The 21,728-nt window shown below is 40.0% G+C and carries 21 protein-coding genes; all 21 read right to left on the minus strand.

All coding sequences use genetic code 11. From position 1 onward, the window contains the following. Nucleotides 1-4: 4 nt before the first annotated feature. Nucleotides 5-439: a response regulator gene (locus FAM09_RS12870; RefSeq protein WP_136577524.1), complete on the minus strand. Its 435-nt coding sequence runs from the start codon at nucleotides 437-439 to the stop codon at nucleotides 5-7. Nucleotides 440-938: 499 nt separating this feature from the next. After that, nucleotides 939-2,459 carry a sensor histidine kinase gene (locus FAM09_RS12875; protein WP_136577525.1) on the minus strand — a complete coding sequence of 507 codons (1,521 nt, stop codon included), beginning with the start codon at nucleotides 2,457-2,459 and terminating at the stop codon, nucleotides 939-941. 241 nt (nucleotides 2,460-2,700) lie between these two features. Beyond that, on the minus strand, nucleotides 2,701-3,573 hold the full coding sequence (locus tag FAM09_RS12880) for a DUF4249 domain-containing protein (RefSeq protein WP_136577526.1): 873 nt from the start codon (nucleotides 3,571-3,573) through the stop codon (nucleotides 2,701-2,703). A 165-nt stretch (nucleotides 3,574-3,738) separates the two neighbouring features. Then, nucleotides 3,739-6,108, minus strand: a complete 2,370-nt coding sequence (locus tag FAM09_RS12890) for a TonB-dependent receptor (protein ID WP_136577528.1) — start codon at nucleotides 6,106-6,108, stop codon at nucleotides 3,739-3,741. Nucleotides 6,109-7,631: 1,523 nt separating this feature from the next. Continuing rightward, nucleotides 7,632-9,362 (minus strand): autotransporter outer membrane beta-barrel domain-containing protein, encoded by a 1,731-nt coding sequence (locus tag FAM09_RS12895; RefSeq protein WP_136577529.1) that lies wholly within the window; start codon nucleotides 9,360-9,362, stop codon nucleotides 7,632-7,634. 45 nt (nucleotides 9,363-9,407) lie between these two features. After that, nucleotides 9,408-10,499, minus strand: coding sequence for a hypothetical protein (locus FAM09_RS31030; RefSeq protein WP_208025555.1), 1,092 nt, complete (start codon nucleotides 10,497-10,499; stop codon nucleotides 9,408-9,410). A gap of 361 nt (nucleotides 10,500-10,860) precedes the next feature. Further along, nucleotides 10,861-11,232: a hypothetical protein gene (locus FAM09_RS12905; protein ID WP_136577530.1), complete on the minus strand. Its 372-nt coding sequence runs from the start codon at nucleotides 11,230-11,232 to the stop codon at nucleotides 10,861-10,863. Nucleotides 11,233-11,235: 3 nt separating this feature from the next. After that, nucleotides 11,236-12,360: an RHS repeat-associated core domain-containing protein gene (locus FAM09_RS12910; protein ID WP_136577531.1), complete on the minus strand. Its 1,125-nt coding sequence runs from the start codon at nucleotides 12,358-12,360 to the stop codon at nucleotides 11,236-11,238. Between the two features lie 35 nt (nucleotides 12,361-12,395). Next, nucleotides 12,396-12,842 carry a hypothetical protein gene (locus FAM09_RS12915; protein WP_136577532.1) on the minus strand — a complete coding sequence of 149 codons (447 nt, stop codon included), beginning with the start codon at nucleotides 12,840-12,842 and terminating at the stop codon, nucleotides 12,396-12,398. After that, on the minus strand, nucleotides 12,843-14,090 hold the full coding sequence (locus FAM09_RS12920; RefSeq protein WP_166437123.1) for a hypothetical protein: 1,248 nt from the start codon (nucleotides 14,088-14,090) through the stop codon (nucleotides 12,843-12,845). Between the two features lie 261 nt (nucleotides 14,091-14,351). Continuing rightward, nucleotides 14,352-14,597 (minus strand): hypothetical protein, encoded by a 246-nt coding sequence (locus FAM09_RS12925; RefSeq protein ID WP_243751662.1) that lies wholly within the window; start codon nucleotides 14,595-14,597, stop codon nucleotides 14,352-14,354. Between the two features lie 96 nt (nucleotides 14,598-14,693). Further along, nucleotides 14,694-14,918, minus strand: a complete 225-nt coding sequence (locus FAM09_RS12930; protein ID WP_136577534.1) for a hypothetical protein — start codon at nucleotides 14,916-14,918, stop codon at nucleotides 14,694-14,696. A gap of 155 nt (nucleotides 14,919-15,073) precedes the next feature. Beyond that, nucleotides 15,074-15,487 (minus strand): hypothetical protein, encoded by a 414-nt coding sequence (locus FAM09_RS12935; protein WP_136577535.1) that lies wholly within the window; start codon nucleotides 15,485-15,487, stop codon nucleotides 15,074-15,076. 265 nt (nucleotides 15,488-15,752) lie between these two features. Then, entirely contained in the window at nucleotides 15,753-16,190 is a 438-nt protein-coding gene (locus FAM09_RS12940) for a hypothetical protein (RefSeq protein ID WP_136577536.1), read from the minus strand. Further along, nucleotides 16,187-16,549 carry a hypothetical protein gene (locus FAM09_RS12945; protein WP_136577537.1) on the minus strand — a complete coding sequence of 121 codons (363 nt, stop codon included), beginning with the start codon at nucleotides 16,547-16,549 and terminating at the stop codon, nucleotides 16,187-16,189. Before FAM09_RS12945 ends, FAM09_RS12940 begins: the two co-directional genes overlap by 4 nt. A gap of 11 nt (nucleotides 16,550-16,560) precedes the next feature. Beyond that, nucleotides 16,561-16,779 (minus strand): hypothetical protein, encoded by a 219-nt coding sequence (locus FAM09_RS12950; RefSeq protein WP_166437124.1) that lies wholly within the window; start codon nucleotides 16,777-16,779, stop codon nucleotides 16,561-16,563. 308 nt (nucleotides 16,780-17,087) lie between these two features. Continuing rightward, complete coding sequence (locus tag FAM09_RS30880; RefSeq protein WP_166437108.1) at nucleotides 17,088-17,258, minus strand: hypothetical protein; 171 nt, start codon at nucleotides 17,256-17,258, stop codon at nucleotides 17,088-17,090. Nucleotides 17,259-18,032: 774 nt separating this feature from the next. After that, nucleotides 18,033-18,431 (minus strand): hypothetical protein, encoded by a 399-nt coding sequence (locus tag FAM09_RS12955; RefSeq protein WP_136577539.1) that lies wholly within the window; start codon nucleotides 18,429-18,431, stop codon nucleotides 18,033-18,035. A gap of 9 nt (nucleotides 18,432-18,440) precedes the next feature. Then, the gene (locus FAM09_RS12960; RefSeq protein WP_136577540.1) at nucleotides 18,441-19,400 is read right to left on the minus strand and encodes an RHS repeat domain-containing protein; all 960 of its coding nucleotides are present in this window, start codon (nucleotides 19,398-19,400) and stop codon (nucleotides 18,441-18,443) included. 139 nt (nucleotides 19,401-19,539) lie between these two features. After that, nucleotides 19,540-19,851, minus strand: coding sequence for a hypothetical protein (locus FAM09_RS12965; protein ID WP_136577541.1), 312 nt, complete (start codon nucleotides 19,849-19,851; stop codon nucleotides 19,540-19,542). A 1,331-nt stretch (nucleotides 19,852-21,182) separates the two neighbouring features. Beyond that, nucleotides 21,183-21,728, minus strand: a complete 546-nt coding sequence (locus FAM09_RS12970) for a hypothetical protein (protein WP_136577542.1) — start codon at nucleotides 21,726-21,728, stop codon at nucleotides 21,183-21,185.

The following is a 21,728-nucleotide window of genomic DNA, read 5'->3' on the forward strand; positions in this document are numbered from 1 at the left end:
ATCTCTATTTGTAATTATCCGGAAAATATCGCTGCAATATATCCTGTAACAATGCACTTGTTAGCGGTTTATTCCTGAACTCCTTTACCGATGGTATTTTGCGGGCTTTCAATTCATCTTCAGGATTAAAGGAAGTGGTGAGCATAATGACAATGATACTGCTTTTATGTTCTTCCGGCAGCGCTTCATACCGTTGTAAGAATTCCCACCCATCCATGGCCGGCATATTAATATCCAGGAAGATAATTTCCGGGGTGGGACAATTTTTGTTCAGGGGTGCGGGCTGACCGGCGCAGGAAAGATAGTCTAATGCTTCGCGGGCGCCAGGAATGATCTTAATATGATGGGTACACTCCAACTCTTCAACAGCTATCTTATTTAAAAAGTTAGTAGGTTCATCATCATCAACTAATAAAATGCAATTTAATTTCACCTTCATAACAAAGATGCTTTCAGTATAAGTTAAAATGGGAATTTAATAAAAGAGTCAACGTTTAAACATACTTATAGGACTGCAGGTCGTTGCACTACAAACCAGCCAGTTGTGTACAATGGCATTACGACAGCCTGCTAAATTTAAACAGTAACCTGTTCAAAAAAAAAATCAATACGAAGCGGGGGATGTTGGACGCAGTTTCCGATGACTAATTCACGAACATCTCTGGGTAAAATCAGGAAACCGCAGTTTCTTTATGCCCGTATAATTTTCGTAGGGTTACTGGCTTACTGGTCAATTGTGAACCGAATAAAGGTAAAATATAAACGCGAATTAAAATATAATTAATTCCCCATGTATACGTTTTCACTTATACGTTACATGCACTAAAGCGTTTTTACGTCAGGAAACCAGTCCATAATTGCTGATTTCGGGATTGCGGGATTTTGTGATTTCTATATTTCCCAATCCCCCAATCCCTAAATCTCAAAATCCGAAATCTTTAAAGCGCGCTATCTGCAATAGTGAAATAGAACGTACTCCCTACCCCGGGTTCTGATTGCACCCAGATCTTTCCACCATGCAATTCTGCAATTTTTTTGCAGTGCGCGAGGCCTATTCCCGATCCATCATACATTGCCCGGTTATGCAAGCGCTGAAAAATTACAAAGATCCTTTCCAGGTATTGGTCTTCGATACCAATGCCATTGTCGCGTACAGAAAATTGCCATCCCCCATTGGTTTGCAGGGCATCGATATACAATACCGGTTTCAGGTCAGGCTTTCTGAACTTGATTGAATTACTTACCAGGTTCTGAAAAAGAGATTTCAATTCGGTGGGATAAGCATTGCAAAGAACCGGTAATGCGCCCGTCTTAATAATAGCCTCATTCTCTTCGATCATTGTATGCAGATCTGCCAGCACTTCCTTTACGATCACATTGCAATCGACCTGGCGGCACTCTTTTTCGCGGCCAATACGGGAATAATCAAGCAGGTCTTTGATCAGGGTTTTCATTCTGCCCGAAGCCTGAACAACATAATCAATGTATTGATCGGCCGAAGGGTCCAAACGGCCCTGGTATTGTTTACGCAATAACTGAACAAAGCCCGACGTGGTTTGCAGCGGTTCCTGCAGGTCGTGCGACGCTACATACGCAAACTGTTCCAGTTCTTTGTTCTTTCTTTCCAGTTCTGCTGTACGTTGCTGTACCTTTCTTTCCAAATTAATATTGGCCTCGCGAATGGTTTTCTCCATTAGCTTTTTTTCGGAAATGTCGCGAATGGCGGCCGAGATCAATAAGCCTTCTTCCGTCACCAATGGGCTAAGCGTGATCTCTATCGGAAATTGTTCCCCTTCTTTACGAATGCCAACCAATTCTTCTCTCTCTGTTATGGGCTTTAAACCGGTATTTTGTATTTGTTTGAAATCGTCGTACTGCAAGGGCATCAACCTGTTTACTTTCTCACCGATCATTTCTTCGCGGGTATAACCAAACATTTTTACCGTTTGCGCATTTACCAGTTGAATGATCCCATCTTCGTTCACGATCACCATGGAATCGGGCGCCGATTCAAGCAGGTTCCTGAATTTTTCTTCCGCCTTTTTACGCTGCTCTACTTCTGCCTCCAGTTCGGCCGACGACCGTAAGGTAAAAGCCACCGGCAATACTTTGATCAGGTAAAAAACGGTTGTCCAGCTTAAAATACCGGTAAATGCCCGCACCAGCGCATTCACGCGGTATAGGGGAAACCAAAAAGTTACGGCATCAAAAAAGTGAGTAGCGCCACAGGCGAGAATAAAACCGGCAAATAAAAAGTAAATACGAATGAACCGGGCGTCATGCTTTTTAGAAATGTACCGGATAATGATGAGGGGAATGGCAAAGTAAGCAGACCACACCAGCATATCGCTTATGATGTACAACCATCCATGAAATTCAGTCCATTTACCACAATGCCAGCGTGGAGGCCAATCTGATGTATCTAATAATTTCCTGAAGAATTCGGCTACCTGTTTCATGACAAAGGTTTTATTACTGTATAGTAAATACAATAACCAATTAAAATGCTACTAATATAACTATGGGAATGTGATGAAGGTGAGCCTAACCTAACCAGAAAGCAATTGATGTATCGCTGTGCCTAAGGTAGCATAAAAAGTTGAAAAAAGGGTATGGTAACTAGGCAAAATGAAAAGGCCAGTAGTCCGGACAAACAGACCACTGACCTTTTCAACTTATTAAATTACCAGATTATCAACCTTACTCTACTTTCCTGGTAGCCGATGTTTCAGCAACAGTACCAAACCAACCGTAGATCTTTGTTTTGCTGGTTGATTGCAGGTTCTTCAGGTTGGCCGGAACGTTATGCAATACTTTTCCAAATAAACCATCATTGGTTAACTGCGCCTGCACCTGTTCCATAAACTCATACGATGGTTCCGACATAGAACGGATCAACACTTTTACATTGTCGCCTTTTTCGTATGGTTTTTCGCCCGATGTAACGCCATCACGGAACGGAGGAATAAAGGCAAAACCATCGGTGATCCCTTCATCGCCACCAAATGATCCGTCGACACTAAGCATTTCACCAACATGATAATTAAGTGCTCCATTGCGATAAGTCCGGATCCAGTAATAATCAACAGCACCGATCAAATCGCGCACATACAGTTTTACGTAATAGCCTTCTTCATCTTCTCCATCTGCTTCTTTAAACGCAGACGTCAGGGAATCGATGGTGGTATTGCGTTTCAGATCATCGGTTGCCTCAAACTGCTCGCCCTTCCAGTTAATACTTAATTTATACGAATGGCCTACTACACCAATGGGATTGCTACCGGCATCATAGTGATAAGCGCCGTTCTGATACGTGAACGGATACGATTTACCTGCCGTAATGTCTGTCACGGTGATCTGTGCATCGGAAATCACTTCCGCTGCATTCGAGCTCAGATAATCGGTAGCCTTCAAAAATTTAATGGTTTGAACACCCGGCTGATTGGTGATCCAGGCATCAACATAAGGCAGGTCTTCGCCATTGGGCAGATCGAGGTCAATGACCCGCTCGCAGGCGGTAAAAGAAGCTCCTAATAATACTATTGAAATATATTTGATTATTGAGTTACGCATTGTGTTATTATTTTATCATTTATCTTATGCACCTCGGCTTCGCTCGGTGCTTTTCCGCCAATTCTTCGGCTCCGCTCAATTCTTCGGCTCCGCTCAATTCTTCGACTCCGCTCAATTCTTCGACTCCGCTCAATTCTTCGACTCCGCTCAATTCTTCGACTCCGCTCAGAACTTGAAATTCCAGGTTACAGAAGGTATCAGTGATCCTATGATGGATAAACGGACAGCTTCTTTCTTTTCAGGCTCGTCCTGGTTTTGCCGGAAATAGATGCTGTATGCGTTCTGGCGTGCATATAAGTTGTAAATACCAAACACCCACTCCTGTTTCATTTTTTTGCCCTGGCGTCCTTTCATGGTAGCCGAAACGTCGAGGCGATGGTAAGCCGGCAACCTGAAATCGTTGCGTTTGTTAGAGCTGTTGTAAGGAATGGCCAAGCCCTGAATATCTAAACGGGCATCGGGGAAAGTGGAAGGCGTTCCGGAACCATACGTGAAATTACCAGAGAACTCCCATTTATCATTCAGGTGGTGTATTACACAGGCATTGATCACATTCGTACGGTCGTAGCGGCTCAAATACCAGTCATTATTGCTGATGCCCGGCGTTTTGCGCAATGATCTCGACCAGGTATAGTTCACCCATCCCTGCCATTTACCGGTTTCTTTTTTCACTTCCAGCTCGGCGCCATACGATTTTCCTTTACCGGTGAGCAGGTCGGCTTCAACAAACTGGTTCAGATCGAGGTTAGCATTATCAATATAATCAAGCAGATCATTCATCTTCTTATAGAAAGTTTCAACAGAAAGCTCTACCGGCCATCCTTCGGGCAGAGTAACAAACCCAACAGAATACTGGTCGGTCATAGAAGGTTTGATGTTGTTGGTGCTGGGGAAATATAAGTCAACCGGTGTGGGCGAAGCTGTATTCGACAACAGGTGAATATATTGCGTAGAGCGGGTATAGCCAGCTTTAAGGAAGGTATTCTTTTTTAACTCATACTTCAATGAAACGCGTGGTTCAAAGAAAAACCATTCTTCCACCGGCTTTTTGCTGCTCACTTCTTCAACCTTATCGAGCGGTTTGCGAATATTGGCAGTGGTATCTCTGAAATAGAAAACAGATGTATTGCCCAGGTAAGCATAGCGGTTCAGTCGAACGCCGGCCTGTAACTGCAATTTGGAATTCACCTTCCAGGTATCTTCCAAAAAAGCAGCGGTCTCTGCTCCAAAGCGGCGCTTTAATGAGATCTCATTTTTTGCACCATCGCTGGTAGCTACGCCTTTACCGGGGAAGAAATCGTAATAGATCACATTCACACCGGTCTTGATCGTGTGCTTATTGCTTGCATACCAGGTAAGCGACGGTTTTATACCGTAGGTTTGAATATCTGAGGTCCAGTCGTACCCCTGCGGAATTTCATCATCCGATTTAAACTTCAGGCTGTAATCGTATTTAGAATAATATACGCTGGTATTTAAAAACAATTTGCGATTGAACAAATGGTTCCAACGGAAAGTACCGGTGGTATTACCCCATTTGAATTTCACCTGTTCGCCAAAGCCAAATACATCACGACCAAAATAACCACTCAGGTAAATGGTGTTCTTTTCATTCAATTGATAATTCATTTTGGCAGTGAGGTCATAAAAATACATTGTGCTGTTGCGGTCTTCCGCCTTCAGGAAGGGTTTAGCCAGCACATCTATATAAGAACGGCGGGCTGCCACCACAAAGGAAGAGCGGTCTTTTTGCAGCGGGCCTTCCACAGCTATACGGCTGAACACATTACCAATACCGCCATTCACCGCAAACTTCTGGTTATTTCCTTCCTTCATACGGATATCCAGCACCGAAGAAGTACGGCCGCCATATTCAGCAGGAAAAGCGCTTTTATACATGGTCACGTTCTTTACCGCATCGGGGTTGAACACAGAGAAGAAACCCAATAAGTGTGAAGAGTTGTAAACAGGCGCTTCATCCATGATGATGAGGTTTTCATCAACATTACCACCACGCACATTAAAACCGGCAGAACCCTCCCCTACAGTGGTAATACCAGGTAAGGTAAGCAGGGCTTTTACCACATCAGGTTCGCCCATGAATGCCGGGATCTTTTTTATTTGAGCGGCGCTTAATTGTTGAATACCCATACCTACCGTATTGGTACGGCGCAATCTTTTTTCGCCGGTGATCACTACTTCCTGCATGTCTTTGCCGGCAGTGGCCAGTGAAGCATCGATAGTGGTATTGCCTTTTAATTCAATTTCTTTTTGATACGCTTTAAACCCTGAATAGGTGACCAGCATGGTATACTTACCGGCCGGCAGGGTAATGGAGTAATAACCATATGAATTGGTCATAACTGCTACGCCGGAAGGCTGAAGGGTGATGGTAGCATTGATCAGTACTTCACCACTGGATCCATCTTTAATATACCCATTTATGGTGTATTTGCCGGTTTGTGCCTGCAAAGCCCCCAGGGCGAATAATAGGATAAAACAAGTAACAGAAAAACGCATCAACTGTCGAATCATAAAAATTGTGGTTTGAGAAAATTAGACAACGGGGATACTATTCACCCCTATTGGGTTGTAATAATTTTTTTAAAGAATCTTTTTTATAGCACATTTTGCACATATAATGCAATAATCATATACAGCCATGCAAATAACGACCGTTTGTAGCAATGCCTACCCAAATATTACATGACAGGTTCACACTTATGCCCTTTCTTTTTAAAATAAAGCGGCCCCTGCTGCGCCTAAAGGGGCAGACGAATGGAAGGTTAATAAATTGTAAAATTCAAACAAAAAGGTATATAACGAACCGGAAGAATGACATGTAGAAATTAACCTCTTTATTATGATCACGGATCACCTGTGGTTTAAACAACCTGGTATAAACAGCAAACAGGAATACAGGAAATATTCATACAACCCCAGTTTTTTAAGAAGATCCCTGGCTATTTTCATCATAGACCTGTGCCTGAAAAATGTCCCCTGATTATACATATTGGTTGTGCCGGTATCGGTAATTGTAGTATAGCTCACGCAGTTGTGCAAATTCTTCTGGCTTATCACCAACCGCTGATCCCCTATACCTTCAAAGCCGGTATAAGGAAGGTCATACACCGTATTAACGATACCCCGGCCCTAAAGAGGAGCGCCTTACTTATTTGTACTCAACTTTTGTAATACTATTTAGCTCCGGTTGCGTCGCACTCTTGTACTTTCGGTAATTCTAATCAACTTATTATGTCAAAGAGCTTTGATCTATTTTTTAATCTTCCCGATAGCTCTGAGCGAAAATACCACTGGCAGTGACTGATAACACAAATGTATACCAGCCACCACGCCGTTTTTTCAAAAATGTGATGGTGTTTTGTTTTAGATGTGACGGCCTTCGGAAAGTGGTGTGATGAATAGCATTTTCTCCTCGAAAACATCTTTTTTTTGGGACGGTGTTCGATAAATGGTGTGACGAACAGTTCAAAACGTGTGATGAAAAACACAGCCTCCTCTTTGCCTCCTCGGCTCCTCCTCTGTTCCACCTCTTTGCCTCCTCGGAATCCGAGGAGGCAAAGAGGACCCAATGAGGACCTAAAGAGGTATCATCGAGGTAGCATTGAGCTCACACATTGTTATACTTTTTCGCCTGCATTATGAAGGGTTCGGTAACTTTACACCGCATTTCTACATCATGAAAACATCCTATCACCCTGCAATGCCAGGTTTCTACATTGGCCACTTGCGTCAGTTTTCTGATAATCAATACTTGATTTTATAAAAATTGATACTCCCCCGACTTTATTTCCCTTGCTTTTGGCCGTACTTGTTAACCGTTGGATGGACAGCTCTCTATTATACCCTTTAGCACTTGGTGTTTGCTTAGCTGTTGATGCTGTAGTGCCCTTTCTGCTGCTCTCACTGCAGAAGCATTTTGGGTCATCTGCATTTCAAGTCGAGAAGAAGAACCAAACCCGGTAAATAGATTTTCTCCACTCAAAAGCATGAGTTCCTTTTTAACTGTTTTGATCGGGAATTGATTCTATTAAAAATTATTTTGTAAACCACTGAGAGCCGTTACTGTATACTTCTATCGAACCATAATTAACTGAGATTGTTTTGGAAGATGCACCATCAATAGTACCGCCAGCGGTTACGTTTATGGTTATGTTATATGTTGTTGCAGCGCCGCTTTCATCTTTAATGATCATTATGCGATTTGTCATAGAAGAGGCAGCCGGCAGGGTTACTGTCCGGGCAGCAGTCAGTGCAGTAAAAGCAATCAGGTAATCCGAAGCAAGCGCGGAATAACCAGCATCGTTTACGGGTGTACGGGTAATTTGAGGAAGGTTCCAGCCTGCCATTTTAAATACATTACCATTAGCGTCAACAACCACGGGCTTACAGTTTGCAGTATCAGTCTGAGCAACAATATTTGGCATTTTCAGGGTATCGCTGATGAAAGCGGTGCCAAGGATTTGTACCCTGTTACCATTATCTGTTTGATTTGACGTGGCACCGATTATTACATTCTGGTCGCTTTTACCTAATCTAACAATATTGCTTTGGTTATTTGTTATTCCCTGACCAATAATTACTGTATTTGTTACAGAAGATGTTGTTGTGAAATTAGCCCCTAAAATAATATTATTATTGCCAATAGCACCTCCGCTACTGATAAGACCTGCCCCCATAATAACATTCGCATTACCAACCTGCGATCCATTACTTATCGACTTTGACCCTAATAAAACATTATCGGCCCCAACCAGGCTGTTGGTACACAAAGAATCCCCAATTCCAATATTCCTGTTGCCTAATGTATTACTATAAAAACATTTGAAACCAATTCCAATATTATCTGAAAAGTTGGATGTGGTAACACCTGCTTCTGCAAGGGCGCCAATCCCTATGGCAAGGTTGTTATTCCCTGTTTTCAATTTTTGAAGCGCGGAGGTTACAACCTGGCTTCCTCCAATGCAAATATTATTTGAGCCTGTAGTAAGACTTGTGGCAGAGGTGTATCCAAATGCAAAATTATTTGAACCTGTAGTCAACGATTCCAACGTAAATCCTCCTACCGCAACATTTCCACTACCAGTTGTTGCAAGCGTTAATGCCCTATGACCAACTGCGGTATTTCTTGAACCAGAAGTAACACTCTTCCCTGCCTCAAATCCTATAAATGTATTTCGAATTGCTCCTGCTATTTGAGCGCTACCGGCTTTCCGGCCAATCATCATATTGGCATTATTAGCAGTGTCGAAAAAACTAATCCTTCCCAATTCAGTACCATATCCATCCAAAAATTGAATTATTGGCGAGGTCACTGTTTTAGTTGGGCTTGTATACAATTTTAAACAACCCGTATCATTAATATTTTTGAATCGAACATCAAACCCTTCCATTGGAATTTCTCTGTTTGACTTCAGTGCAGCCGGATCATTTATTGCACCAACAGATTGCCCTAATTGTACTGATTTTCCATCTATACTCAGTCCATTATCAGCTATTATATTACCCTGAATAATTATTGTATCATCGCCCAACACCAGGGTTGAATCGTTCAGCTTTACCGCTCGTCTGAACTCCGTTCTTCCCCTGCCTTTATTATACAAAAAGCCAGGCACGTTCTGCGTATGATTCTCAATGATCAGCTCCGCCGTATCGCAGGTGTTGGTGATCTTTACACTATCGGCTTTGATGGAGTAAATGAAAGGTTGTTGGGCGTGAAGAGATTTTTCGATGCACAAGAGAATAACGATAATCAGGAACTTTCTCATAAACTTCGAATGGTTTTATGTTATAATATTCGGTTACTACTTTAATTAATATTTACTTATTCCCACCCACACACTACCGGTATACTTTACTGTGATAGCACCGCGGGTGGCAATGGAATTAGATTCGCTGGTATCCAATCCGGATATAATAACCGTATTGCTGGTATGTAAATTTTTGATAGTTATTTCCCGGTCTAACGTACCTGTTGGCAATGTAATGGTTGCTTGTCCGCCGGTATAGTTAACAAACACCACATCAATATCGGCAGGAACAGTATAGCTGCTGCCGGTAACGGTGGCGCTTTTGCGGGTTGAGGAAATGTTCCAGCTATTCATTTTAAATACGTTACCATTGGCGTCAACTATCATAGGTTTATAGCTTGAGGTATCGGATTTTGTTATCACATTCGGCATTTTCAATGTATCTGTAATCCTTGCCGTGCCTGATATGTGCAGCCTGTCTTCAGGAGAGTTGGTACCTATTCCTACATAACCGCTCTTAAAATAGGATGTACCATTAGCTTGCAGTCTGATATTGGTAATACCATTATTGTCTTGCATATCAAATCTACCTTCATCGTTTACCAGGTCAAGAGCGAATCTCGTTCCACCAAGCGTATTATAAAATCGGAAAAAAGCATTGTTGCTGCTATTGGCTTTTGCTCCAAATACCGCTGATCCTAAAGAAGAAGGATCGATATTAACGCCTAACTTTCCTATTTTGGAATCGGAATTAACTGAAAACAACGACAGGCTATCGAGTACAACCATTTTATTTCCATTACCATTAATAGTTGTAACAGATTGAGTAAGTGGCCCGCCTAACTGTACTTGTTTATTCACCAATTGCAAACCATTTGCGGCTGACACATTTCCCTGTATTATTATTGTATCTCCTCCTATAATCAGTGTGGAATCATTAAGTTTAACAACTTTTCTAAACTCTGTTCTCCCCCTTCCTTTATTAAATAAAAAGCCAGGCACGTTCTGGGTATGGTTCTCAATGACGAGCTCAGCCGTATCGCAGGTGTTCGTGATCTTTACACTATCGGCTTTGATGGAGTAAATGAAGGGTTGTTGGGCGTGCAGCGATTTTTTGATGCACAAGAGGGCAAGGAGGAAAAGGAATTTTCTCATATACTGTTTGGTTGGGATTGCGGGTTGTTATAAGTTGTTGCCTATTATTTTTTGCTTATTTAATTCAATTGTTTTTTATCTATAACACTTCTTCATTTATATTAATTATTCTCCTATGGAATCCTTTCCTATCTCATTTCCATATACGCTTATTTTTTGCTCAGAACCCTTTATCGTTGCTAAATATTCTCTTCAATAGATCAACTTCGTAATATCGTAGGCATTGGTATTCTTTACACTATCGGCGTTGATGGTGTAGATGTACTGATGCTGGGCGTGGAGGACTTATTATATAAAGTCCATGGAGATTACAAAGTTTCATATATTCTAATATTCATTAAATACCTGAACGCAAGAGACACTAAAAATAAACATTATCAACCTTCTTCAAGGGAACCTTTTTAATACTTAGCCTATTAAGAAATGCATCAAACTCACTTCTTGAAGAATACTCTTCCATACTCTTTACTGAATCAACATCAATAATCAAAAATTTACCCTGACTAGTTAGAGCAAAGATGTATTTATCATTATAACTTATACTATCTATTGATTGGTGGATTACAACATGATCAGTATTTGCACCAGATTCTTTGTACACTAATATACTTGACGAGGGAGTAAAGTTCAGATAATAATTATTTACAACAGGAACCTGCGTATTATCATCATGATCAAAGTTGCAACCGAAGAACAAAAACACCCATACAATTATAATTCCTACAAATCGCATAAACTATTTTTTGAAGTTGTAATTAAAATCTATATTCTCAAGCGTGAAACTCCATTCTGTCCTTGTTGTACCCAATGGCGTTACTTTATTATTTCGCCTTTTTATATTGTCTGAATCATCTCTAGTTATCATTGAAGCTACCGTATATGCATCTACTACTCTTACCGAAACATTATTTCCATGTTTGGTTTGATAATATTCCATCCCACCTCTTAAAAAAACTGAGACATTTGACATATACCCTCTAGCATGGGCTTTTAATGAACCTAATTTGTCAGTTTTATCAGGACTCGATGATGCGTAGTAATACCGCGTATCACCGTCTTTAAATATACCCTTTTGAAAGTCTCTAACAAAAGCAGCAATTGCCCGTTCTGTTGACAGAGAGTACTTTATTTCTTCAGTTACCGGGTGTCTTTCATCAAATTGTCTTAAATATTTGCCGGTCCCTGTCAAATATTCCCAAATCAAGATGCCGTTAGTCTTTGGTGCATTCGTTAGAAAATCCTTTTGCTTTTGCTCTTCTGAAAGATTGTTCATCACGTCTGAGCTTACTGAAGCATCGGTGCTATAACTCCCCGAATACATACTTAATGCTGTTGAATATGCTCCCGATAGTGCCATTGGTAACCTATGTGGATATTTCTTTAACAATGTTTTAATACTCACAGGGGTAACAGTAATTTCTGGCAAAGCCTTATAGAATTTAACTATACTTGGGTTTTTAATAGCAGCATTTTGAGCAGCCTCCTGATTCGCATATGGACCAGTCACAGTTCCCCCACCATTTACTTTCCATTCTTCAAGCCCATCCAAATCTATGGCCATTATTGGTGTATTTCCCGCAAACTGATAAGGAGTATACCACAGATAATTTTTTGTAATCGGATCCACACTCAAAAACTTCCCCAACCTCGGATAATAATACCGCATTCCATAATCCTGCTGCTCCCCCTCTCCCTTCACCTCATTATCATTCTCCTTTCCATTAAACCCATACCTATACCCACTCGTATTAAACACCCTTCCCGGCTGCAACATCCCGAACGGATAATAATCCTGGCATGCTTGCGCCAGTTCGGAGTAAAGGTTTCTGTAGGTTATATAAAACAAGTACGTTAACCGCATATCCAGCCCTGCAAACTTTTTTCAGTGCGGGACCATCATGGGGTAATTATGAAGTTGCTAAACAAATAATACTTAAAATCATCTGTAAACTCCATTAATAGTTTAAAATCATCTGTAATACAAATAGAACCTTGTCCGGCGTTAGCATTAACAAAATCAATCCAGTTTGCTATAAAGTATTCAGTTCTGGTTCTTATTATTGGAATATCAGACAAGGTTTCAATGTAAACAAAAGATGAATTTTTCAACTTGCTTTCATCTAATTTCTTCTTAATAATATCTTCATTATTGTCAAAATCAAAGAAAAAGCTATAAGATGGCTTTATACGATCCCAATCAAATACAGTGTTGTATGGGTTATTATCTGATGTTCTGAATTTAAACTCTGTGTCAGCATCTATTTTAAATCGCAAAGCCTTACTATCAAGCTCTGTGTATTCTATTTCTTGCTTATGCTTCTCCAATAACCAAAATTTTCTCATTTAATATGTTTTTGTCATTTGCTGTTTCAAATAGTGAACCTGATCTGCTGTTCCTTCAAAGAAAACTGCGCCCCTCTCTCCTGTGTTATTATTAAACCAATTATAATGAGCACCTTTTTCAGGATCAAAGTCAATTCGCCATCCTCTACTACCATCTGCAGATTGCATGCCTACTACAATTTTATTTGCATCTGGATACTTGGAAGTGGATTTGCCCATTAAAGGAATAGCATCATCACCTAAGTCCCCAATCGCAGCCGATGCAACCTTATATGCATCAGTACGAAGACCTGTTTTAGTAACTGTCATAATTTCCCTTTTACCAGGGATTATTCCAGATTGCTTAACAAGGGTAGCATCCTCATCGGCATACTTACCTGCAAACTTCAAAGGTTTTGTAACAAAGTCGGCATCAGGCACTAATGACATTAAGCTTAGAGCCATCTGTGGGTTGAAATAATCAACCGTATTATTGTTTGAAGATACCCCCAGCTTTTTATCGTTCAGGGTTACCAGTACGTTCCCTAAACGGTTACTCAGTTCAAAGAGCTTGTTACCTCTGCCAAAGGTAAGACTATACCCTGTACCCAGCAACGGCATAGAAGTGTCGGCCGGATGATAATCAATGGCTACGTCAACGCCACGTCTCAACAAACCAACCCGGCTGCTGCCGTACATATGCAGCTCAGTCTGGGTCAGGTGACCATCGTTTACTGAATCATTACCCGATGCATAAACGCTCATCACATTTCCTTGCGCATCCCACACATACCAGGTGGTATCGGCTGAAGCTGGTGATGTTTTTACTATCGCTTTGCTGATACGGTTTCCACCGGCATCATATGTATACGAGATGTTGGTGCCATCTGTTTTGATGATCCGGCTGATCTTTCCATAAACTGTCCAACTGATGCTGGTAATCCCTTCCGCATTGTCTTTAATTAAATTGCCTATGGAATCGTAAACATAGTTACCGGCGGTCTGGTTGTCAATATCCACATCGTAATTGGCGGCAGACACACTATCTTTTACATGATCGAGCCTGTTGGTTCCCATTACATATTTGTAGGTCAGGCTATCCATGCCCAGCGGCTTGCTGGCAAAGCTGTTGTTGCCATTCCGCTTGTACCCCAAGATGTTTCCATTGGCATCGTAACTGATGCGCTCTTGGAAGTCGGTCAACTTGGTGATGTTGCTCCATGCACTGCCCGTCTTGTGCCAGGCATCCATTGCTACCAAACGATTCAATTGATCGTATTGGTAATTATAGAACAAAGAATTGTTCAGTCTCTCAATAATTCAGCAATACTATACATGCCGGTTTCCCTGTTTTTGTACCCGGCTATTGTGCTACTATTATGCACCGGTTGCGTCGCACTCTTGTACTTCCGTATGTCTGCGCGGCTTCCTAATGTCAAAGAACTTTATTATTACCAACCTTTTTGGGGTTCGATTATACCATATTAACTGTTAATCAAGCCTATTGCCCTGTACCAGGCAATCAACAACCTAAACATCTTCCAATACCATATAATCTATCATCCATTTACCCTCTGCTAACCTTGTCCTTCCCCTTCCTTTATTATACAAAAAGCCAGGTACGTTCGGGGCATGATTCTCAATGATGAGCTCTGCCGTATCGCAGGTGTTGGTGATCTTTACACTATCGGCTTTGATGGAGTAAATAAAGGGGTGCTGGGCGTGCAGAGATTTTTCAATGCACAGGAGGACAAGGAGGAATAAGAATTTTCTCATATTGTTTGGTTGGGGATTGCGGGTTGTTAAAAGTTGTTGACTATTATTTTTTGTTTATTTAATTCAATCATTTTATTTAAGACACTTCTTCATTTATTATACTATTTGATCTCTTCTGAAATTAATAGCCGTTTTATAAATAACGCCATCCTTCTCAACATAATCAACTAAACTTTCATTAATTAAATCACTAACAACTCTAACGCAATTATAAATATCAAATTTCCTATCAAGCAATCTACACATACCATAAGAGTTGGAAAATGTACCACCTAAATTAATTATTAATAACGCGACATAAACTTCATCTTTCTCCTTCATTTTAAATTGATTTTTATTATTATCTCATCTACGATTAATTTCTTTACTCAATTCTCCATCGGAGGCGTCCAAAGCTTCCTGCATATCCATTTCTAATGCTTTTGTGAGCCTTATCATAAGGCATCCCTTTATTCATCAATAACAAAAGCGTTTTCTTATAAGCTGGTGGTCTTTATTACATCTTCAGGTGGCCTTAGTTCTCCTACCCCTAATTGTAAATGTGTTTGACCTGTCCCTGATGGACCCCGGCTTATCACATGCAATGGTTCTTCCCTTTTCCTTCTGGTAAACACAAGGTACATCAGTAGCCTGTTGTTCTCTTCACCTATTACCCCACTTTGCCCAATCAGTACATTGGTTCGTTGTAAAAGATCAGGCTGATGTAGAAACTGTTCAGCTTCCTTCCTTTCAAGTTCAGTTAACTGCTTTACCGGTTCTTTTTCTTTTTCCAGGAGCTTCAGTTTTTCCAACCAGCGCCTTACCAGTTTATCCAGGCTTTCATTGTTGTACAGATCAAGGTTTTGCCGTACTGCTACCTGTTTGTATTCTACTTTGAGGGTTACACACATTCTTTCCAGTCCTTCTATTTTAAAGCCACCCAGAAGCCAAAAATTTAGTTGATCATATTGTCAGGGATACACTCCCGGTTTTCTGTGTTTATTGCCATGGTCATGTAAAAGCGTTTAGGGGTGAAATAAAAAAAGGAAGCCATGTGTTGATCTCCTGAAATTGATTATAAGAAAAAAGCCACCAACTTTAGTTTATGTGCTTCTGTTATATTACTAAATATCCTAACGCCTTATTGTGCAAAGATCATAGACGTTGCAGGGCATGTTAAAAAAAATAAACGCTTAGTTCTTGTGGCAAATATTTTAAAGGAGTATCAAATATCCCAACCCATTTTTCATCTGGAAGGTATTTTTCAATTTCTATGTCATCAAAATAACTAATGAACGTTTTTGAATGAAAATCTATAAAAAAATAAAAGATATCATTAAAATTATATTTCTTAATGTCAATAGAATCTAAATCAATTTTATAATCCTGAATAGCTTCAATAAACGACCCTATGCTTTCATCATTAACATTTAGAATGTCATTCCTAAACACAATTCCATCTTTCCAATCTTCTGGATTATAATAAGGATCATATTGGGCATAATTTAATATCCAATAAGCTATTGGCATTAAATAAAATGATAAATTATTCTTATACTTCACACAGCCAAGCAAAAAACTGTTATCAATGTTTTCTTGTATTTTATCAATCATAATGGTGTTTCGATTTTTCCAGTTCCTTTTATTGCTCCCTTTCTTAACTTTTCAATATAATTTGCAGGTAACCCAAACGCGCCTTTTGATTTTGTAGGGTCTGAAATCTCTGGTCTATTTGGATATGATTGAGCCTTAGCCTGCGGGACAGCCATATTTCTAATTTCATCTGCAACTTCCTTTGCCACTTGAAATGAGACAACTGAAGCACCTCCCTCCGACCCTCCCTTTTTGTTATAATAATAATTAACATGATTTTGGTCATCAATTGTGATATATAATTTTGTGTTTCCTGTTATGGTGATATCTCCATTATTACTTACTGAAATTCTTTGAGATAACTTATGTTGAGTTTGCACTCTTGTTATAGTTACAGTTTCCCCTGACTTATTTGCATTTGCTGCTCCTGTATTTGTACTATTTGCAGCAGTTGTTTGCTGGCAAAGCTGTTGTTGCCATTCCGCTTGTACCCCAAGATGTTTCCATTGGCATCGTAACTGATGCGCTCTTGGAAGTCGGTCAACTTGGTGATGTTGCTCCATGCACTGCCCGTCTTGTGCCAGGCATCCATTGCTACCAAACGATTCAATTGATCGTATTGGTAATTATAGAACAAAGAATTGTTCAGTCTCTCAATAATTCAGCGATACTATACATGCCGGTTTCCCTGTTTTTGTACCCGGCTATTGTGCTACTATTATGCACCGGTTGCGTCGCACTCTTGTGCTTCCGTATATCTGCCCGGCTTTCTAATGTCAAAGAACTTTATTATTACCAACCTCTTGGGCTTCGATTATACCATATTAACTGTTAATCCAAACCTATTGCCCTGTACCAGGCAATCAACAACCTAGACATCTACCAATACCATATAATCTATCATCCATTTACCCTCTGCTAACCTTGTCCTTCCCTGCCTTTTTTATACAATAAGCCAGGCACGTTCTGGGTATGATTCTCAATGATGAGTTCTGCCGTATCGCAGGTGTTAGTAATCTTTACACTATCGGCTTTGATGGGATAGATGAAGGGATGTTGTGCGCGCAGGGCCTTATCCAGACACACCATTGCCAGAAAGAATAGTATTCTTATCGTTATGATTATCTTATTTTTTTACTAAAGTAGTCTTGATATTATTAAAGACCTCGATCCCATTATTGGATGTTTATGTAATAGTCTCTCATATCGATAATTTATTATCTTATTATTTAGCAGTATCCATGTTGCATTTATATTCCTCACTTATACAAATCCAATTTCACCCTACCTGCCTCGCTTTGGTTAATTCACACTGCAGGCTTACACGCAACGTGGGGGAACATTAATTATCTACGGTATCCTTCTAATCTCCGTTCTCATTAAGTTGTATTTAATTCCTTAAATAAACATAAATAATACCTCCCCACATTAACAAAATGGGTAGAAACATGGACATTAAAAAATAGGCAAGAAAAAGTTTACCATTATAATAAGGATATTTTTTCAATAACTTTTTATACCTCCTATTACGAAATATCAATAAATAATTTACAACCACACAAGGCAATATAAATAGGATCAGATAAGACAAAACGTTATTTATATAGCTGTTCAAAAATGGAAAATCAAACTTATAAAAGTAATTACCTAATATATGTCTCTCCAATATGGTCATAAATAAAAGGAAATTAAAAGCCATAGAGAGAGACATACATATCATACTAATAATTGGCCATTTTGATTCATTGCCAGGTTTCTGCTTCCCTTTTGTGATGCAATCAACCCAAATTTTATAATATAATCCTATCATAACATTACATTAATTCCTAAAAAAACACATTACATCTTTGTCAAACATAAGTGTTATTGATCAAAATAGTCAGTCCAATTATATATACCTTTATCATTTTCAGATCCCAATAATTGATCAGCCTCTGTGTCCCCTGTAGTAGGACGGTAATATCTATCTAAGTCAAATATTGGTTGATATATCATTGACCAGCTTTGGTAAGCTGTAATAGCCAATCCTCCAAAACCAGCAAACCTTCCTATAGTTGATAATGCCGCGCCTCCTTCATAACCTAGCAAACCCAATCCATTTACAACCACCCCAGTTGTTCCTAAAGTCAAGCTAGTCGCATCAACGGGATTAATATTCTTAACCCCTCCTTTCATATATTGGTCATGAACCTGAACCGCTGTAAAAACATTACTTGCGACGGACAAACTAAATGCCGTCCCTTTAATTCCAGAAGAATACAATCCAAACGTTCAAGCTCTAGGCGACCTGAAGCTACCATCGGCTCGCCTGATTCGCATTAATTTTCCTGTTGTCGATTTGTAATTAACATGATCAAAACCATTATCGATTTGTCCCATTGCAAAATCACCTTGCCCAACTAAAAAAGAAGAAACTACGAAAGCTGTGCTAGGAGCTCCTGGAGCTTGATCACGAGATTTTTTAAGGACTCCGTTACTTGTAAAGTAACCACCTTCCATTAAGGTTATCGTCTCTCCAGTTGAAGCTTTATAAGTAGCATCTTTGCTATTGGGATCAATCCACTTTGCATTACCACCATAGATCCTCTCTGCACTTTTTTGATCTGTTACTCTGCTATCATATTCCATTTTACCATCGTGTTTTACCCAATCTTCAGCTGCGGCCCCTGTTGGGTCGACATAAAACAAAGGATTGTTATTCATAGCAGCATATGGAGTGATATGAGGAAAATTACTAGCCAACGGATCCACACTCAAAAACTTCCCCAACCTCGGATCGTAAAACCTCATCCCATAATCCTGCTGATTACCCTCTCCCTTCACCTCATTATCATTCTCTTTCCCATTAAACCCATACCTATACCCACTCGTATTAAATACCCTTCCCGGCTGCAACATCCCAAAAGGATAATAATCCTGCGCACTTACGATCTGTGAGTTGAAATAATCAACCGTATTATTGTTTGAAGATACCCCCAGTTTTTTATCGTTCAGGGTTACCAGTACGTTCCCTAAATGGTTACTCAGTTCAAAGAGCTTGTTACCTCTACCAAAGGTAAGACTATACCCTGTACCCAGCAACGGCATAGAAGTATCGGCCGGATTATAATCAATGGCCACATCAACGCCACGTCTCAACAAACCTACCCGGCTGCTGCCGTATAAATGCAACTCAGTTTGCGTTAAATGGCCTTCATTTAGGGAATCATTACCCGATGCATAAACGCTCATCACATTACCCTGCGCATCCCGTACATACCAGGTAGTATCGGCTGAAGCTGGTGATGTTTTAACAATCGCTTTGCTGATACGATTACCACCGGCATCGTACGTATACGATATATTGGTGCCATCGCTTTTAATAATCCGGTTAATCTTTCCATATACTGTCCAACTGATGCTGGTGATACCTTCCGCATTGTCTTTTATTAAATTGCCTATGGAATCGTAAACATAGTTGCCGGCGTAGGTACTTCAGGATATTTCCATTACCATCGTACGCTATTCGTTCTTTCAGACTTTCATTCATGCGGGAAAGGCTGTCAAAGCTATGCTGGTATTTCACCATATTCACTTTCCCGCTGATCAGGTCGTATTGATAGCTGACCTTCTTCCACCGGCTCTCATCCTTGTTCATCACATTGCCAGAAGTGGCAAAACTGCTGCCGCCATAATCCTGCAACAGGTGTTCTACATTACCCAGGATATATCATAGGTGTAAAATGTCCCCTGATTATACATATTGGTTGTGCCGGTATCGGTAATTGTAGTATAGCTCACGCGGTTGTGCAAATTCTTCTGGCTTATCACCAACCGCTGATCCCCTATACCTTCAAAGCCGGTATAAGGAAGGTCATACACCGTATTAACGATACCCCGGCCCTAAAGAGGAGCGCCTTACTTATTGTACTCAACTTTTGTAATACTATTTAGCTCCGGTTGCGTCGCACTCTTGTACGTTCGGTAATTCTAATCAACTTATTATGTCAAAGAGCTTTGATCTATTTTTTAATCTTCCCGATAGCTCTGAGCGAAAATGCCACTGGCAGTGATTGATAACACAAATGTATACCAGCCACCACGCCGTTTTTTCAAAAATGTGATGGTGTTTTGTTTTAGATGTGACGGCCTTCGGAAAGTGGTGTGATGAATAGCATTTTCTCCTCGAAAACATCTTTTTTTTGGGACGGTGTTCGATAAATGGTGTGACGAACAGTTCAAAACGTGTGATGAAAAACACAGCCTCCTCTTTGCCTCCTCGGCTCCTCCTCTGTTCCACCTCTTTGCCTCCTCGGAATCCGAGGAGGCAAAGAGGACCCAAAGAGGACCTAAAGAGGTATCATCGAGGTAGCATTGAATTCACACATTGTTATACTTTTTCGCCTGCATCATGAAGGGTTCGGTAACTTTACACCGCATTTCTACCTCATGAAAACATCCTATCACCCTGCCATTATACCGTAGCCTTTTATCTGAAATGCCTGCCTGCTGATGTATTGCAATACACTCCCCGGTTAACAAGGCTCGACTGGAAACACATAGGCAAATCAACTTATTTTGGTTATGACTGGTTCTGTCAGAACCAGCAATTATTTCAAACACTCAGGCAGGTTTCCAACAACAAGAAACTAATACAGATCAACAAAGCACTGATCAGGATCATCGCAATAAACGCTTTATCACAACTTATGCAATCGGCATTAGGAATAAACTCATTTCAATTACACAAACCATTTTGTGCAACATTGCAAAAACAAGCTCCGATGCCAGGTTTCTACATTGGCCGCTGGCGTCAGTTTTCTGATAAACAACACTTGATTTTATAAAAATTGATACCCCCCCGACTTTATTTCCCTTGCTTTTAGCCGTACTTGTTAACCGTTGGATGGACAGCTCTCTATTATTAATACTGTTCGGATATCCGAACGCTTTATTGTGTAAAGTTCATGGAAGTTGCACGGCGCCTTATTATGTAAAGTTTTTTGGGGTTGCAAAACATTACCCATAACGATCTTATAAATTTTTTTTCACCGACACCAAATACCAACTAGCATCCAGCTTCTCAGCCCATTCATCCTCATCTTTACTTACCAACAATTCCGATATATTTAAAACTCCAGGATTTCCATCATATATACTATCAATTTTATGAGTGTAGTATAAATAAATCTCAGACCTAGCACTTATATCAAAATATCCCAATACAAAAACAGAATCAGTGCAACTCAAATAATCAATATCACGAGATTCCAAAAAACTTAAAAGTGGCTTTACTCTGTTTTTTTTTACCAGATTTATATTTTGAATTGAATCATACAACAAGCTGCTATCTGAACTAAAATTAATCCAAAACCGGCCTTTATTTATACCTAATTCATTCTCTTTCATAATCGATTTAATACTATCTTCAGCACTTATCTTACAAGCCTGTTTTTGAATATCAGCAAACAATTTCTTATGCTTAAAGAAATCATCTTTGATCAGCAAGCCTTTACTTCTGCCTGATTTACACCCCAAAATTATTAACAGAAACAGATAAAAAAACAGTCTTTTAAACAT

The organism is Niastella caeni (genome assembly GCF_004834005.1).
GTDB classification, from domain to species: domain Bacteria; phylum Bacteroidota; class Bacteroidia; order Chitinophagales; family Chitinophagaceae; genus Niastella; species Niastella caeni.

Excerpts from the sequence above, each read along its gene's own strand:
- FAM09_RS12895 (WP_136577529.1), bottom strand. The coding sequence starts at position 9,362 with ATGAGAAAGTTCCTGATTATCGTTATTCTCTTGTGCATCGAAAAATCT.
- FAM09_RS12925 (WP_243751662.1), bottom strand. The coding sequence starts at position 14,597 with ATGAGAAAATTCTTATTCCTCCTTGTCCTCCTGTGCATTGAAAAATCT.
- FAM09_RS12960 (WP_136577540.1), bottom strand. The coding sequence starts at position 19,400 with ATGAGCGTTTATGCATCGGGTAATGATTCCCTAAATGAAGGCCATTTA.
- FAM09_RS12870 (WP_136577524.1), bottom strand. The coding sequence starts at position 439 with ATGAAGGTGAAATTAAATTGCATTTTATTAGTTGATGATGATGAACCT.
- FAM09_RS12910 (WP_136577531.1), bottom strand. The coding sequence starts at position 12,360 with ATGCGGTTAACGTACTTGTTTTATATAACCTACAGAAACCTTTACTCC.
- FAM09_RS12875 (WP_136577525.1), bottom strand. The coding sequence starts at position 2,459 with ATGAAACAGGTAGCCGAATTCTTCAGGAAATTATTAGATACATCAGAT.
- FAM09_RS12930 (WP_136577534.1), bottom strand. The coding sequence starts at position 14,918 with ATGAAGGAGAAAGATGAAGTTTATGTCGCGTTATTAATAATTAATTTA.
- FAM09_RS31030 (WP_208025555.1), bottom strand. The coding sequence starts at position 10,499 with ATGAGAAAATTCCTTTTCCTCCTTGCCCTCTTGTGCATCAAAAAATCG.
- FAM09_RS12905 (WP_136577530.1), bottom strand. The coding sequence starts at position 11,232 with ATGCGATTTGTAGGAATTATAATTGTATGGGTGTTTTTGTTCTTCGGT.
- FAM09_RS12915 (WP_136577532.1), bottom strand. The coding sequence starts at position 12,842 with ATGAGAAAATTTTGGTTATTGGAGAAGCATAAGCAAGAAATAGAATAC.
- FAM09_RS12935 (WP_136577535.1), bottom strand. The coding sequence starts at position 15,487 with ATGTGTGTAACCCTCAAAGTAGAATACAAACAGGTAGCAGTACGGCAA.
- FAM09_RS12880 (WP_136577526.1), bottom strand. The coding sequence starts at position 3,573 with ATGCGTAACTCAATAATCAAATATATTTCAATAGTATTATTAGGAGCT.
- FAM09_RS12940 (WP_136577536.1), bottom strand. The coding sequence starts at position 16,190 with ATGATTGATAAAATACAAGAAAACATTGATAACAGTTTTTTGCTTGGC.
- FAM09_RS12970 (WP_136577542.1), bottom strand. The coding sequence starts at position 21,728 with ATGTTTAAAAGACTGTTTTTTTATCTGTTTCTGTTAATAATTTTGGGG.
- FAM09_RS30880 (WP_166437108.1), bottom strand. The coding sequence starts at position 17,258 with ATGGTGTGTCTGGATAAGGCCCTGCGCGCACAACATCCCTTCATCTAT.
- FAM09_RS12890 (WP_136577528.1), bottom strand. The coding sequence starts at position 6,108 with ATGATTCGACAGTTGATGCGTTTTTCTGTTACTTGTTTTATCCTATTA.